Origin of the sequence: Flavobacterium aquiphilum (assembly GCF_027111335.1) — a bacterium.
Taxonomy (GTDB): domain Bacteria; phylum Bacteroidota; class Bacteroidia; order Flavobacteriales; family Flavobacteriaceae; genus Flavobacterium; species Flavobacterium aquiphilum.
Window position 1 is genome coordinate 1170041 of sequence record NZ_CP114288.1, and the last position, 16258, is coordinate 1186298.

The 16258-nt window shown below is 35.7% G+C and carries 13 protein-coding genes; 8 read left to right on the forward strand and 5 right to left on the reverse strand.

Annotated features, from left to right (window positions below):
• The first annotated feature begins 103 nt into the window (after nt 1–103).
• Genes OZP12_RS04710 through OZP12_RS04730 form a run of 5 tightly spaced genes read left to right on the forward strand, consistent with a single transcriptional unit; the run spans nt 104 to nt 7150 of the window.
• On the forward strand, nt 104–2533 hold the full coding sequence (locus tag OZP12_RS04710; protein WP_281227901.1) for a glycoside hydrolase family 2 TIM barrel-domain containing protein: 2430 nt from the start codon (nt 104–106) through the stop codon (nt 2531–2533).
• 30 nt (nt 2534–2563) lie between these two features.
• Entirely contained in the window at nt 2564–3805 is a 1242-nt protein-coding gene (locus OZP12_RS04715; protein WP_281227902.1) for a ribulose-bisphosphate carboxylase large subunit family protein, read from the forward strand.
• Nucleotides 3802–5187, forward strand: a complete 1386-nt coding sequence (locus OZP12_RS04720; RefSeq protein WP_281227903.1) for a four-carbon acid sugar kinase family protein — start codon at nt 3802–3804, stop codon at nt 5185–5187. Before OZP12_RS04715 ends, OZP12_RS04720 begins: the two co-directional genes overlap by 4 nt.
• The gene (locus OZP12_RS04725; RefSeq protein ID WP_281227904.1) at nt 5184–5846 is read left to right on the forward strand and encodes an aspartate/glutamate racemase family protein; all 663 of its coding nucleotides are present in this window, start codon (nt 5184–5186) and stop codon (nt 5844–5846) included. Before OZP12_RS04720 ends, OZP12_RS04725 begins: the two co-directional genes overlap by 4 nt.
• Before the next feature lie 17 nt (nt 5847–5863).
• A complete protein-coding gene (locus OZP12_RS04730; RefSeq protein ID WP_281227905.1) occupies nt 5864–7150 on the forward strand; it encodes a bile acid:sodium symporter family protein in 1287 nt (428 codons plus the stop codon).
• Nucleotides 7151–7316: 166 nt separating this feature from the next.
• On the opposite strand, the gene arsB is transcribed toward OZP12_RS04730, so the two are convergent.
• From arsB to OZP12_RS04755, 5 genes are read right to left on the reverse strand one after another with little or no spacing between them, the layout of a single operon-like run.
• Nucleotides 7317–8384: an ACR3 family arsenite efflux transporter gene (gene arsB, locus OZP12_RS04735; RefSeq protein WP_281227906.1), complete on the reverse strand. Its 1068-nt coding sequence runs from the start codon at nt 8382–8384 to the stop codon at nt 7317–7319.
• Between the two features lie 2 nt (nt 8385–8386).
• Complete coding sequence (locus OZP12_RS04740) at nt 8387–9016, reverse strand: arsenate-mycothiol transferase ArsC (protein ID WP_281227907.1); 630 nt, start codon at nt 9014–9016, stop codon at nt 8387–8389.
• A gap of 24 nt (nt 9017–9040) precedes the next feature.
• Nucleotides 9041–9487, reverse strand: coding sequence for a DUF6428 family protein (locus OZP12_RS04745; RefSeq protein ID WP_281227908.1), 447 nt, complete (start codon nt 9485–9487; stop codon nt 9041–9043).
• A 46-nt stretch (nt 9488–9533) separates the two neighbouring features.
• Nucleotides 9534–10019: a GNAT family N-acetyltransferase gene (locus tag OZP12_RS04750; RefSeq protein WP_281227909.1), complete on the reverse strand. Its 486-nt coding sequence runs from the start codon at nt 10017–10019 to the stop codon at nt 9534–9536.
• A gap of 11 nt (nt 10020–10030) precedes the next feature.
• Nucleotides 10031–10363, reverse strand: coding sequence for an ArsR/SmtB family transcription factor (locus OZP12_RS04755; RefSeq protein WP_281227910.1), 333 nt, complete (start codon nt 10361–10363; stop codon nt 10031–10033).
• Between the two features lie 491 nt (nt 10364–10854).
• On the opposite strand from OZP12_RS04755, the gene OZP12_RS04760 reads away from it, so the two are divergent.
• The 3 genes from OZP12_RS04760 (at nt 10855) to OZP12_RS04770 (ending at nt 16039) form a co-directional block, all read left to right on the forward strand.
• Entirely contained in the window at nt 10855–11379 is a 525-nt protein-coding gene (locus OZP12_RS04760) for a DUF4468 domain-containing protein (RefSeq protein WP_281227911.1), read from the forward strand.
• Nucleotides 11380–11735: 356 nt separating this feature from the next.
• Entirely contained in the window at nt 11736–12530 is a 795-nt protein-coding gene (locus OZP12_RS04765) for an SIR2 family protein (RefSeq protein ID WP_281227912.1), read from the forward strand.
• Nucleotides 12531–12688: 158 nt separating this feature from the next.
• Nucleotides 12689–16039, forward strand: a complete 3351-nt coding sequence (locus OZP12_RS04770) for a TM0106 family RecB-like putative nuclease (RefSeq protein ID WP_281227913.1) — start codon at nt 12689–12691, stop codon at nt 16037–16039.
• Nucleotides 16040–16258: the final 219 nt, after the last annotated feature.

The following is a 16258-nucleotide window of genomic DNA, read 5'->3' on the forward strand; positions in this document are numbered from 1 at the left end:
ACACTAGTTGAGCACGCACTGTTGCAGAATATTGGATGGGATTTCTCCTTCGTCGAAATGACAACTTTGTGTAAAATTTTAGTATAGAATAAAAAACATATTTATGATTAAGTATAAAAACATTTTACAAAAAATAACAATTGTACTGACAATTTTGTTTTCAACAACAATTCTAGCTCAAAAACAAGCAAGAATCGTCGAAGACTTCAACAAAAACTGGAATTTCAAGCTGGGAGATTATCCACAGGCTATTAACGCCAATTTCAGTACTGCCGATTGGAGAAGCCTTCAATTGCCTCACGATTGGAGTATCGAAGGCGCGTTCAATAAAGACAATCCAACAGGAACTAAGGAAGGATTTTTGCCGGCAGGAAAAGGCTGGTACCGCAAAGTATTTACTGTTCCCGCCAATTGGAAAGACAAAACCGTGTCAGTTGAATTTGACGGTGTTTTCAAAAATAGCGAAGTTTTTATCAACGGACATTCGTTGGGAGTGCGTCCTAGTGGGTACATTTCCTTTGCTTATGAATTGTCGCAATATTTGAATTTTGGCAAAGCAAATATCATCGCCGTAAAAGTCGATAACGACGCACAGCCCAATTCAAGATGGTACACAGGTTCTGGAATTTATAGAAATGTGCGATTGGTGGCGACTGAAAAATTACACGTTGCGAAATGGGGAACTTATGTAACCACGCCTGAAGTTTCTGCAGAAAAAGCGGCTGTCCATTTCGAAGTAAGTATCGACAATGATAACGCTTCCGCAAAAGAAATCAAACTGGTTACCTCGATTGTAAATGGAAATAATGTTGAAGTTGCCAATGTCACTTCTACAGAAAAAATCGGAGCTAAAACATCGGAGAAAAAGATTCACGATTTAACAGTAAATCAGCCAAGATTATGGAGTCCTGAAAATCCGTATTTGTATAAAGTGCTTACCAAAATTTACGAGAATAAAAAATTGGTTGATACTTATGAAACACCATTAGGAATTCGGTTTTTCTCTTTTGATGCCGAAAAAGGATTCTCTTTAAACGGAAAGCCAACCAAAATACATGGAGTCTGCATGCATCACGACAACGGTGCTTTGGGTTCGGTAGAAAACATTCATGCCGTTCGCAGAAAACTAACATTGCTGAAAGAAATGGGTTGTAATGCTATCAGAATGTCACACAATCCGCATTCTTTAGAAATGATGCAATTGTGTGATGAAATGGGTTTCATTGTTCAGGACGAAGCATTTGATGTTTGGAAAAAAGCAAAAGTAAAAAATGATGCTCACAAAGAATGGGATGCGTGGCACAAACAGGATTTGGAAGATTTCATTAAAAGAGACCGCAACCATCCTTCGGTGATGATGTGGAGCATTGGAAATGAAATCCGTGAACAATTTGACAGTACCGGAATTGCGATTACAAAAGAATTGGCGCAAATCGTAAAAAATCTCGATACCACTCGTCCCGTAACTTCTGCCTTGACCGAAAATGTTCCGGAGAAGAATTTCATTTATCAGTCAGGTGCTTTGGATTTGTTAGGCTTCAATTACAAACACGAAGATTACACAACATTTCCAGCCCGTTTCAAGGGACAAAAAATAATTGCTTCCGAGACTGTTTCGGCTCTCGAAACTCGTGGGCATTACGACCAACCTTCGGACTCGATAAAAGCGTGGCCTGTAAAATACGGAGCTGAATTTGATGGCAATGCAGATTGGACGGTTTCGGCTTACGACAATGTAAAATCATTTTGGGGTTCGACCCACGAAGAAAGCTGGAAAGCGATAAAAAATTCCGATTTCATTGCGGGTACTTTTGTGTGGACTGGTTTTGATTATATAGGCGAACCCGACCCATATCCATTTCCGGCGCGCAGTTCGTATTTCGGAATCATCGATTTGGCGGGACTTCCAAAAGATGTTTATTATATGTACCAAAGCGAATGGACAGCCAAACCTGTTTTGCATATTTTTCCGCACTGGAACTGGCAAAAAGATCAGGAAGTCGATGTTTGGGCGTACTACAACAATGCCGATGAAGTGGAATTATTCCTGAACGGAAAATCATTAGGCAAAAAATCTAAGCAAAACGATGATTTGCATATTTTTTGGCGTGTAAAATTTGAACCGGGAACGCTAAAAGCTATCTCTAGAAAAGACGGAAAAGTAGTGTTGGAAAAAGAAATCCACACGGCTGGAAAAGCTTCTAAAATAGATTTGAAAGCCAATAAAACAGCCTTCAAAAGTGACACTTATGATTTGGTTTACGTGACCGTTTCGATACAGGACAAAGATGGAAACCTTTCGCCAAACGCCAATGACCTAATCCATTTTGAAGTGACAGGAGGCGGAAAATTAGTGGGCGTTGACAACGGTTATCAGGCAGGTTTGGATTCGTTCAAGGCAAGTTCCTGCAAAGTCTATAACGGAAAATGCATCGCTATTATCCAATCGAATGGTAAGAAAGAAAACATTCAGTTGAAAGCTTCTACTGGGAATGGGATTTCCCCTAAAGCTATTGAGGTCAAAGTAGAATAAAATCATAAAAGAATAATTTAAATCAGAATAATGGAAAGAGTTTTTGCAGAATATCTCATAGAAACGCCTTATGAAGTAGAACAGGCTGCGGCGGTTTTGGCGGGTGAGCAATCATCGGGGACTTTTGTGTCCGTTCCGGGCGAAACCGAAGAGTTGAAAAAACGTTTTGCAGCCCGTGTGGAGGATATTCAATTATTGGGTTTGGCAGATGAACCATCCATTCCGGGAGGTAATATTCCTGGAAAAAAATACCAACAGGCAAGGGTAAAAGTGAGTTGGTCGATAGAGAATTTTGGATATAACCTGCCAGTTTTGATCAGTACGTTACAGGGAAATTTATACGAAATCACACAGTTCACTGGTTTAAAATTGATGGATTTCGACGTTCCGGATTCTTTCAAAAAACATTTCAAGGGACCAACATTCGGAATCAAAGGTTCCAAATTATCCTGCGGAGTGACTGACAGACCGATGATTGGTACGATTATAAAACCAAGTATCGGAATGAGCGTGGAGGAAACCGCAACTTTGGTAAAATCCCTGATTGATGCCGGAATCGATTTTATTAAAGACGATGAATTGATGGGATCGGCAGCAAATTCTTTTTTTGATGACCGTGTAAAAGCGATTATGAAAGTCATTCGTGACAACGAACAAAAAACGGGTAAAAAAGTGATGTATGCTTTCAATATCAGTGATGAAATTGACGAAATGCAACGCAAATACGATTTGATTTTACAAGAAAAAGGAAGCTGTGCGATGGTTAGTATTAACAGCGTTGGGCTTTCGGGGACAAAGAAAATCTGCGATCGGGGCGAACTTGTCATCCACGGACACAGAAACGGTTGGGGTATGCTGAACAGACATCCTTTATTGGGAATTGAATTTCCTGCCTACCAAAAAATACAGCGTTTGGCAGGAGTCGATCAATTGCACGTCAACGGAATTCAAAATAAATTTTGGGAATCGGATGATTCGGTGGTGACATCAATAAAATCCTGTTTGAAACCCTTTTTGGGCGGAAACGAAATTTTGCCGGTAGTATCTTCAGGACAATGGGGAGGACAAGCAGTAGAAACTTATCGAAGAACCCAAACTACCGATTTGCTGTATATGGCGGGAGGCGGAATTTTGGCACACCCAATGGGACCAAAAGCAGGTGTAAACGCATTACAGCAGGCTTGGGAAGGAGCCGTTGACGGTTTGTCTGTAGAAGAAACGGCCAAAAAGTACCCTGAATTTGCAGAATCGGTTAAGAAGTTTTCAAAATGATGAATCAGAAAGATAAATTACTGCTGGCCTATTATGGCGACGATTTCACGGGCTCCACGGATGCCCTAGAATTTCTGACGTTGGCCGGAGTAAAAACCGTTCTCTTTCTTCAAAAGCCGACCCAAAAAGATTTGGATCGTTTTCCTGGAATCCAGGCCATTGGCTTGGCCGGAAAAAGCAGGTCGTTGTCACCTTCGGAAATGGAAACGGAACTTTTTCCCGCTTTTGAAAATTTGAAAAGTTTTGAACCGACACATTTTCATTACAAAGTCTGTTCCACTTTCGATTCGGCGCCACACGTTGGAAACATTGGAAAAGCAATAGAAATTGGAAGCGAAGTTTTTAATCAAAAAGTAGTTTTGGTTTCGCCATCAGCGCCACATTTGGGACGTTTTTGTGTTTTCGGAAATCTTTTTGCACGAATGGGGACTATCGGTAACGGGGAAATTTACCGTATTGACAAACATCCGTCGATGAGCAAACATCCCGTAACGCCAGCTTTGGAAGGAGATTTGACCATTCATTTGGCAAAACAAACGGAGAAATCCATAGGTCTTGTCAATTTGACCACAATTGAAAAAGGCTCAAGCGAAGTTCTTGAAGCGGTTAACGACAGTAAAACTGAAATTCTGTTTTTTGACGGTTTCAATTTGGAGCACCTCAAAACCATAGGAAGTGTTTTTAATCAATTGGCAACAGAAAAAACATTGTTTTCCGTGGGTTCATCCGGAATAGAAATGGCTTTGGGATTGGATTGGAAAGCAAAAAATATTATTGGAAACGAATTAAAATTTAAATCGGCTGGAGAAGTTTCACCTTTATTGGTTTTATCGGGAAGCTGTTCTCCTGTGACTTCAAATCAAATTATATATGCTTTGGGAAATGGATTTCTCGAAATTGCTCTAGAAAGCAAAGCCGTTGATAGTGATTATCAAACTGAAATTATAAAGAATACCGTTGATCAAATCATAACCAATTTCAATCAGGGTAAAAGTACTGTTTTGCATACCAGTACAGGTTCCAACGATCCGCGTATTGCTGAAACAGAAGCTTTTTTTATAGCCAAAGGTATTTCTGCAAATGAGATTCAGAAACAGTGTAGTAGCATTTACGGAAGTGTTTTGGGACAAATAACCAAAGAAGTATTAAAGGTAGTTCCACTGAAAAGAATTCTTTTTGCAGGAGGCGATACCTCTAGTTATGCCGCCTCTGAATTGGATATTCTGGCATTGGAAATGATTGCTCCAATTGCACCGGGAGCACCGCTTTGCAAGGCGATTTCAGACAATGAATGGGTTAATGGAATAGAAATGAATTTTAAGGGAGGACAAGTAGGTACTGCCGATTATTTTATAAAAGTTTTAAAAGGAGAAAAATTATGAGCGCAAAAATTTTAGGTTTTGTACATACATCAGCAACATTGGTCCCATTGTTTCAGCAATTAAGCAGTGAATTTTTAAATGGTGTAGAAACGTTCAATATCGTTGATGATAGTTTGATAAAAGACGTAATCAAAAAAGGCAAATTAATGCCTAATACGGCAGCGAGAGTGGTGAGCCACGTTCAGTCTGCCGAAGCTGCAGGAGCCGATGTGATTTTGGTAACTTGTTCGTCCATTGGTGTGGCGATAGAAACCGCTGCAACTTTGAGTTCTGTTCCGGTGATTCGGGTAGATCAGGCAATGGCGGATGAAGCAGTACAAATCAGCAACAAAATAGGTGTGATCGCTACTTTACCAACTACTTTGGAACCAACAAGCGATTTAGTTCGAAGAAGAGCAGAATTAGCAGGTAAAAATGTAACGATTTCTTCCAAATTATGCGAAGGAGCTTTCGAAGCTTTAATGAGCGGTAATGCAGCCAAACACGATGAAATGGTTGCTAACGCTTTGAAAGAATTAATGAAAGAGGTTGATGTGATTGTTTTGGCGCAAGCTTCGATGGCTCGTGTTGTCGATGGTTTGAGCGCTGACGAAAAAGTAGTGCCAATTTTGGCAAGTCCTGCAATTGCCATGAAAAAACTGGCAGAGGTTTATTTCTAACTTTAATAATCATTTGTATGCGTAAATATTTTCTTTGGGCTGCCCCGATATTTTTCATTGTAGCTGGTTTGGGTTGGTTGCAGCAAATAGACCTCATTTCGAAAATGGGATTGATTCTGGGATTTTCAAGTATTGCCATAGGGGTAGGACATGTGAAAATATTGAGCGGTTATCAATATACATTTTGGATCATTACAGCGGTTTGTGCCGGATTACTTTATCCTAACTTTTTCCTGCATGTGGGTAGCTTTGATATGCGCAACAAGTGGCTAATCTTAATTATCATTCAAATGGTGATGTTCGGAATGGGAACCCAGATGAGTATTGAGGATTTTACGGGAATCCGAAAATCAGGCAGGGGTGTATTGATTGGTTTGTTGGGACATTTTACGATTATGCCGATTATGGGATTTTTGATTGCCAAGACCTTTGGTTTCGAACCCGAAATCGCTGCGGGAATCATCTTGATTGGTTCATGCAGCAGCGGATTAGCATCGAATGTGATGACTTATATTGCTAAAGGGAATTTGGTTTTATCTGTTACTGTAACAGCTATGTCAACTTTGACTGCGCCAATTATGACTCCATTTTTGATGAAGATATTTGCAGGCACCATGGTCGAAGTACATTTCTTTGACATGATGATGGAAATTATCAAGATTGTCCTTGTGCCTTTGTCTGCAGCAATGATTCATGATGTTTTGAAAAATCATGGACTGGCAGCAAAAAAACAAATCTATCTTTTGGCAATTTTTTCAGCAGTTTGGCTTGTTATTTTTGCTTGCTTTGGGAATGCTTTTTCAGTTCCTGAAGATAATACTGTTGCACATATTTTGGAAATTGTAAACTTCTCCTGTGGAGCATTCGTTGTGGGTTCGCTCTATCATTTGCTGTATAAAAACTTTCCCAAAATAGATCTCATTATGCCTTATTTCTCAATGTTCGGAATCATTTATTTTACTCTGGTAACCACGGCAGCCGGAAGGGATAATTTGATTCAGATAGGGTTTTTACTTTTCCTAGCTTCGGTACTGCACAATGGAGCAGGTTATTTTTTTGGTTATTGGGTTAGTCGAATTAGTGGACTCGACAAAAAAAGCAGTCAGACTATCGCTTTTGAAGTTGGTCTTCAAAACGGAGGAATGGCTTCGGGGCTGGCGGGTGCAATGGGCAAATTAGCAACGGTCGGTTTGGCTTCTGCAGTGTTCAGTCCTTGGATGAATGTTTCGGGTTCGTTGCTTGCTAATTATTGGCGGAAAAAAGACAATCGTGATGCACCAGAAATTGCTCCAGTTGCCAATTAAAAACAGTAAACTCCATTTTTTAGATGGAGTTTTTTCGTGTATTATTATATCAGACAGCTGAAGTAAAATGGTAATAGTAATCAAATAGATCGTCTTTTAATCTGAAAAAGATAATCCATTCAATGAAACTATTTAAGAGTTTTGAGAATGCAGTAGTTTTACTTATTTAATCGAAAGTATAATATTTTTTTCTAAACCAAAAAGCGAGATTAACCAGTGCGATGAGTGCTGGCACTTCTACCAAGGGGCCAATAACTCCCGCAAATGCTTCGCCACTATTTATTCCAAAAACACCTATTGCAACAGCAATGGCCAATTCAAAATTATTTCCAGTAGCGGTAAAAGCTATTGATGTTGCTTTTGAGTAATCGGCTCCAAAGTATTTCCCAATAAAAAAACTTATTAAAAACATAATTGTAAAGTAAACTACCAGCGGAATAGCGATTCTTAGAACATGAATTGGAATTTGAACAATCAGCTCTCCTTTTAAACTAAACATAAGAATGATTGTAAAAAGCAAAGATATCAGTGTGATAGGCGAAATAAAAGGAACGTATTTCGTTTCAAACCATTCGGTTCCTTTCCATGCAAGAAGAAAATAACGGCTGAGAATTCCAAGTGCAAAAGGAATGCCTAAATATATTCCGACGCTCTCTGCAATCTGACCGATACTAATATCAATTTTAAAACCATGATACCCAAAATACGGAGGAAGAACAGTAATAAAGATATAGGCATAGATACTGTAAAGCAACACTTGAAAGATGCTATTGAGAGCAATAAGTCCGGTTGTGTACTCCCTGTTGCCTTCTGCCAAGTCGCTCCAAACTATTACCATGGCGATGCATCGTGCCAAACCAATCAGAATGACCCCAACCATGTATTCAGGGTAATTGCCTAAAAAAAATAAGGCCAGTATAAACATTAAAACAGGGCCAATAATCCAGTTTAATAAAAGCGAAGCCCCCAAGATTTTGACATTTTTAAAAACTTGTCCGATTTGATCGTACTTTACTTTTGCCAATGGAGGATACATCATTAGAATTAATCCAATAGCCAAAGGAATGTTTGTTGTTCCATTTGAAAAGGAATTAATAAAATTACTGCTCGATGGTATAAAATAACCTATTGTTACTCCTACTACCATGGCTAGAAAAATCCAAAGTGTAAGAAAGCGGTCTAAAAAGCCTAATTTTTTTCGTCCAATTACTGGCGCACAGTTATTTATTGACATTATTATTGTTTAATTTGTGAGAATACATAAAACATTTCAGTTCCTATTTGAAGGCTTCGTTCCTGATAAATTTGTTTTTGTTGAGGTGTTCCATCAGAAATTTTTGGATCTTCAAAAGTGATTGGAATGCGTTTTTCTGCACCAGAAATAAATGGACAACCTTCATCGGCGTGTGAACAGGTCATTACCGCTGCAAAATCACTTGCAGGATTAAAGTTGTCATCATAGGTTTTAGAAAAACCAATAACAGGATGCTCATTGGCTGAAAACTTTATCGAATATATAGGATTTTTTCCTTCTGAAATATTTTTGATTTGGAAGCCTGTTTGTTGCAAGGTTTCAACGACCATTGGGTATAAAGCTGTAGCCTCCGTGCCTCCCGAGTAGCAAGTTACTCCTTGGACGTTATAAAACGCACTTGCCGTCTGTGCCCAGACTTGTGATAAATGACTTCTTCTTGAGTTATGTGTGCAAATTAAATTAAGTCTTATTTCTTGCTTATTGTTAACTTTATTTTGAATGTAATCTACTAATGGTTGTAAAGTCTGCTTGCGTTCTTCGGATATTTGGTTAAAGTCAAATGAGCGAATCACATTTTCAATTTCTGAATAAAGAATATTTTTATTAATCATAATTACTTTTTTATTGTTTTGGAATTAGCAACAACCAGTGCCAGGAGTGCATGAATTCGATGTTTTAGTTTTTTCTGAAGTGATACCACATTGTTCCTGTGCAAGACAAGCAGTATGTTTATTTAATAAAATGAAATTTTTACCATTAAAATCAAGATCATATTTACCAATAGTCGTGTCTTGATATTCGACTTCGATTTCATAATCTTCGATACCCAAAACTTTTTGCGAAAGCTCAATAATATGAATCAGCTTTTGTGGTTTTAGTCGATGATCGTAGTCATTGGCATCCCAAAGTTGGAAGTTAACAACGGTTTCTTTTCTGACTGTTCCGCCGCAATCAATAAAATTTTTGGTTATCAGACCAACTTCAGTCACGTGAAAATACTCAGGAACAAAAGTCCCATTTGGTAATTCAAAATTTACTGTTTCAACTGTTTTTAGTGTTTCTTTAATTTCTGAAAGTTTCATGATTTCTATTTTTTAATTAAACAACTATCTTTTAAATAATTTGGAATTAACTGAAGAGTTTACTTCTTCTTTCTAAGAGAACTGTGTCCCGCCAAATTCCATTTTGTTTTCCGATTTTTTCTCTGACACCCAATATCCGAAATCCAGCTTTTTCATGTATGCGAAGGCTTGCGGTGTTTTCCGGAAAAATTCCTGCTTGCACAGTCCACAGCCCTTCTGCTTCGCTTAAGGCTACAAGTTCGTTTAAAAGAGCAAGACCTATTCCTTTTCCGGAATATGCCGGATCAACATAAACGCTAACTTCTGCTACTCCAGCATAAACGCAGCGTGACGAAACAGGTGTGAGCGCGGCCCATCCTGTCAATATACCATCAGTTTCTGCTACAATTCTGCAATTATTAAGATGGGATTTGTCCCATTCTTCCCATGATGGGGCGCTAGTTTGAAAAGTAGCGTTTCCAGTGGCTATGCCTTTTTCATAGATCATTTTGACTTGATCCCAATCTGTAGTCAATAGTTTTCGGATATCCATATTTATTTAAATTAGCAGCAATTGTTTCTCTTTTTTTCAAGATGATTGGCTATGTGTTCAAAGAATCCCTTGATTTTTTCCAATCCCGGTTCATTGATGCAATAGCAAATTGAATTCCCTTCTATGTTGCCTTTGATCACCCCCGCATTTTTTAATTCTTTGAGATGTTGTGATACCGTTGGTTGAGAAAGAGGAAGTTCGTTGACAATGTCGCCACAAATGCAAGCGTCAACTTTTAGGAGATGCTCAATAATGGCTATACGTGCCGGATGTCCCAAAGCTTTGGCTAAAACGGCAAGTTCATTTTGGCTTTCTGTAAAATGGTCTGTTTTTGTTGCTCCCATATTTATTTATATCTATATTGCAATATTACGATAATTAATTTGATTGATAATTTTTTTGATGATTTTTTTTAAAGAATATAATTAGTGATGATCGTAAATATAGCGCAGGAAAGATTTCCTGTTTTTTGAACCATTTTTTAGGATTTAAAGAAGTTGAGAATTAGAAATAGTTAGATTTAATATTTTTTGTTTGCAATAGTTTCTTTTAGTTTACTAATTCATCAATTTTTATGCATAAGAATGTAATTTTTTACTTCTTACTTCGTTTTCTAAATTATCATCATTTTCAATAGTTTAGGTAAAAAATAAAGAAAAAAATCTTGGATGATGCTTTGCTGTATTTGAATACTAATTAACAAGTGAAAAATAGTTTTTAATGAAAGCTGAGGTGGTTACTTTAAATTGTAAATGAGTGGTCGATATCAGGGAAATTTACAAATAGAAGTTGATGTTGTTGGTTTAAAATGGTAATAATTAAATAGTCGTTTATTATGAAAAGAATTCTCATTTCTGCTTTATTAATACTTTCATTATCTGGATACGGACAAAGACTTAATGTTCTTCCAAAAGACGAAAATGGAAAAGTTCATTTTACTAAAATCATAGAGTCAAATAATTTGAGTCAAGAACAGATTTATAATAAATCAAAATTATTTTTCACTACTAATTTTAATTCCGTCAAAGATGTAATTGAATTAGATGATAAGGGAAACGGAACATTTATAGGTAAAGCAAATACAATACTTAATATTCAAAAAGGCAAAATTACCACTCCGGTTCCATTATCATTTTTTATTAAAATTGAATCTAAAAATAATAAATGTAAAGTTGATATATACAATTTGATATACAGTAACGGAACTTTTGCAGAAACATTCTTTAGCGAATACAATGAAGCCCGGTATATTAAAGCAAATGTCAAAAATAAATTAATAATGGAAAGCTATCGAGACCAAACACTTGAAAAGGTAGCTTTTATTGAATCAGAAATTAAAGAGGAGCTTAATAAGAATTGATAGTTTAGGCTCACTAATATTTATGCCTAATTTTTTACTGCTCCTCAGATTTATGACTTGATCCCTCCACAGATTTACAGCTTGATCCCGTTTTTATAAATTATAAAAACATAAAAAAACTCCTTAATTGCTTAAGGAGTTTCTTGGTGGTCCTTACGAACCTATTTTCGAACCACTTTTTGCAGGATTTAAAGAAACTTGTTATTAAATAAAATGAAACAGGTACACAATATTGAAACTAAACGGTCAATTAAAATTGGAATTAGGTTGTCAACAACACTTTATTTTACATATAATCTTGCTAAACATGCTTATATTTGATTTTTGATTGAGTCACACTAATTGTTTTTTTAGTAATGATAATTAATAAAAACAAAATAGCCATCTTAGTTGGGGCTGGAACTGTTGAGAATGCATGGACGCCTGTACTAAATGTCTTTAAAATTATTTATGGTAATGAAATTGATGCGGATAGTGCCAACTTCTTATTTGCTAAATCTATTTGTGCTTTGCGACTATATTCTAAATCACCTAAGGGTGCAATCCAGTTAAAAGAAGAACAGGATTTGGTGATTATTATGAAGGAACTTATTGCTGAGCAACTGAAAAGTTATCAAAAAGCTGGGATTCTTAGACCAAGGAAAGAGTTTAGTGCTATATTGGACAAATTCGTCTTTAGTAACCCTCATAACCTATTTGGCTTTGTTTCAACAAACTGGGATACTGTCATAGATGCTGAAGTGAACCGCTGGGTAAAAGAAAAGTATTATAATATTGAAAGTGCTAAAATATTTCATATTCATGGTAGCATGGAAGCACATGAACATCTCTACCTCCCCTCTGAAACCTCTATGGAAAACTACCGTAGTGATGAGGAAAATCATAAAGTAGGTTATAGTCATTTCACTACGTGTCAGTTCTTGTCGGAGGCCAATGTTATTATCCTTTATGGTATTTCTCTTGACCCGTTGGATGCTGAATTAAACCTTCTTTTAAGCGGGGCATTCACAAAAGGCAAAACAATCCGAGACGTCATAATCATCAATCCAGACTATCAAAAAATCCGAAAAAGAGTAAAAATTTTACTGTTCCCAAGGACTGATATTACCATTCGATGTTTTAAACCACAAAATTTAGATATAGAATTATAACGAATGGTAAAATTAAACTTTGGCAAAAAACTAATTAGCACAAAATATTAGATACTATATTGTTTGATTTTAAATTCTTACATTTGGTTTTCTTTCGCAGATGTTGCGACTAGGCAATCTTTTACTTCGACTAGAAAAAATTAAAAAAAATCTAATCAATGAGAAAATCCAATAATCAAATCATTTTTTCTGCTTCCGATTTATCTAATCACATTCATTGTAAGCATTTAACTAATCTTAATTTTGATGTTGTACAAGGATTAAAAGAGAAACCTTATAGTAATAACAGGGTTTTAGATGTTTTAAGAGAGCGAGGAATTGATTTTGAAAATTCGTTTTTAAATGAATTAGAAGCAGAAGGTTATACAATCACTAAAATTCAACAAGATGAACCTGAAGCTAGACAAAAGACAATTGACGCTATGGTTAAGGGCGTTGATTATATCTATCAAGCTAGATTGAGTAATGAAAAATGGCAAGGTTGGGCTGATTTTCTTGTAAAGGTCAAGCAACCTAGTAAATTAGGTGATTGGTCTTATGAGGTAATTGATACTAAACTATCAACAGAAACAAGAGCTGGTACAATATTGCAAATAGCTCTTTATTCTGAAACTATTGCAGATATTCAAGGTATTTTGCCTGAAAGTATGCGTGTAAGAACACCTGAAAGTGAAATTGTATATCGAGTAAATGATTATATTTCTTATTTGCGGTTAATTAAAAAAAGATTAGAAACTGCCATTTCAACGCCCACAGAAACTTATCCAGAACCTTGTTCTCATTGTGATATCTGTAATTGGTGGGAACATTGTAATGGTATTAGAAGGAAAGATGATCATTTGAGTTTTATTGCGGGTATGGGGGCTTCACAAATCAAGGAGGTAAAACAACACGGAGTAGCAACATTACAAGCAATGTCGGAAGTACCTTTACCAATTCCATTTAAACCTAATAAAGGTTCAAAAGAAACATTTACTAAGTTAAGAGAACAAGCAAGAGTACAAAACGAAACTAGAACCTTACAAAAGCCGATTCACGAACTTATAGAACTTAAAGAAAATACAGGTTTTTACAATTTACCTGAACCAACATCTGGTGATATTTATTTAGATTTTGAGGGAGATCCTTTGGTTGAACCTACAGGATTAGAGTATTTATTTGGCTGGGTATTTCAAGAGAAATATAATTGTATTTGGGTTACCAATATGGAGGAAGAAAAAACTGCATTAGAACAGTTTATCGATTTTGTTTTTGATAAAAGAAAAGAATTTCCAGCTTTACATATTTATCATTTTGCTCCTTATGAAACTATAGCTTTAAAGCGGATGATGGGTAAATATGCGACAAAGGAAAATGAAATAGATATTTTATTACGAACTAATTGTTTTGTTGATTTACATAGGATTTTAAAACAATCGATAAGAGCAGGTGTTGAAAGATATTCGTTAAAAGATTTAGAAAAATTTCATGGTTTTATTAGAGAAATGGATTTACGAACCTTATCTAAATTTAAAGTTGATTTTGAATTTTTATTGGAAAGTAAAAAAATTGAATTGATAGCTGATGAAATGAAACAAGCGATACAGCTTTATAATCAAGATGATTGTTTTTCTACATTGCATTTACATCGATGGTTAGAAAAAGAAAGAGAAACTTTGGCATTAAATGGAAAGACAATACCTAGACCAATACCTAATGAAGTAGAAACTCCTGAACATGTTACTGCTCATTTGGAACGTATCTTACCTATTTATGAAGCATTAATGAATGAAATTCCTTTAGATGTAACAGAACGCACTAAAGAGCAGCAAGCAAGATTTGTTTTGGCTAATATGCTTGATTGGTATAGACGAGAACAAAAATCGTTTTGGTGGGAATATTATAGAATTTTGGAATTGGAACCGGATGAATTGATTGATGAAAAGACTGTTTTAACCTATTTACAATTTACAGGACAAAGTGTTCCAGAGAAGAGGAGTTTTATTGACACTTATACTTTTCCAAATCAAGAATGTGAGCTTCGACCAGGAAATCAAATAAAAAATGAGAATGGTGGTAGTGCAGGGGAAATTATTGAAATTGATGAATTACAAGGTATAATCAAGCTAAAGAAAGGTCCAAGTATCAAAGATATGCATCCTCATACCATTATCAAGTTTGAGCAATTTAGTACTAAAGATAAAGAAGAAAATTTAATACGTTTTGCAGAATGGATTGTTGCGAATGGTTTTGAAAATGACCTTCCTGACTATAAGGTAACTCGAGATTTATTATTAAATGAGTTGCCTAAACTTACACAACCTTTAATTGGTACAGCTAATAATCTATTGGAAAAAAGTATTGATTGGGCTACTAAATTAGATTCTAGTTATTTGCCTATTCAAGGACCTCCTGGAGCAGGAAAAAGTTTTACAGGAAGTCATATGATTTTTGATTTGATTAAAAAAGGAAAACGTATTGGAATCACAGCACTTAGTCATAAGGTTATTATCAATTTACTTGAAAAAGTAAAACAATTAGCCGATAAGGAATCTTTTGATTTGCGAATCATCTATAAAGGTTCCTCTACTGAGGATGAAGATTATCCTTGGACTATGGCTAAAAAAGTCGATGACATTTCAGATCATATTCAAAAGTATCATCTTATAGCCGGAACTAGTTTTATGTGGTGTAGTGAAAAGCTTAATGATTCTTTGGATTATTTATTTATTGATGAAGCTGGACAATTTGCATTAATTGACACTTTAGTAGTATCTCATGCTAGCAAGAATATAATTTTGCTAGGTGACCATCAACAATTAAAACAACCTATAAAAGGAGTTCATCCTGAAGGAACCGAAGTTTCAGGATTGGAACATTTGTTAGAAGGAAAAAAAACAATTTCTGTAGAAAAAGGAATATTTTTGGCTAACACATGGAGGATGCATCCCAATATTTGTTTTTTTGATTCCGAAATGTTTTATGAATCAAGATTACACACTATTGGGGGGTTAGAAAATCAAAGAATTGAAGGGAATACACAATTTATTGGTTCAGGGTTGTATTATAAAGCTGTTGAACATGAAGGAAATACTAATTTATCAATTGAAGAAATTAATGAAATTGAAAAAATTGTCCAAGAACTCATAAAAGGTGATGTATTTTGGTATGATGAGAAAAACATAAAGAAAGTATTGACAGCTAATGATATAAAAATAATTACTCCCTATAACAGTAATGTTTTTGAAATGCAAAAGCAAATTCCAGATGTAGCTATTGGTACCGTGGACAAATTCCAAGGTCAAGAAGCACCTGTTGTGATTTATAGTTTAGCCAGTTCATCTCCTGAGGATGCTCCACGAGGTATGGAATTTTTATATAGTCCTAATCGATTAAATGTTGCAGTTTCAAGAGCAAGAGCTATGTTTATAATGATAGGAAATCCAAGATTATTTGAACCCGATTGTAAATCTCCAGAACAAATTAAATTAGCTAATCCATTTTGTAGATTTATTGAGCTTGCTTGCTAATAACCAAACAATTTATTGTATTTCAATGAATTAATAATTATTTTAGAAGAAGCAACGGATTTTGTTGCTTGTTATCATGTGTAGTTAATTATGAAAAAAATCATGATTTAGTTTAGGTTTTTAACGCTACGAAGTCATGAAACTTCGTAGAGCCTTTTGTTTGACCATGATGTTTTAAGATATAATTAAATTTCTCCATTTATCAGGAAAGAAAGGAGT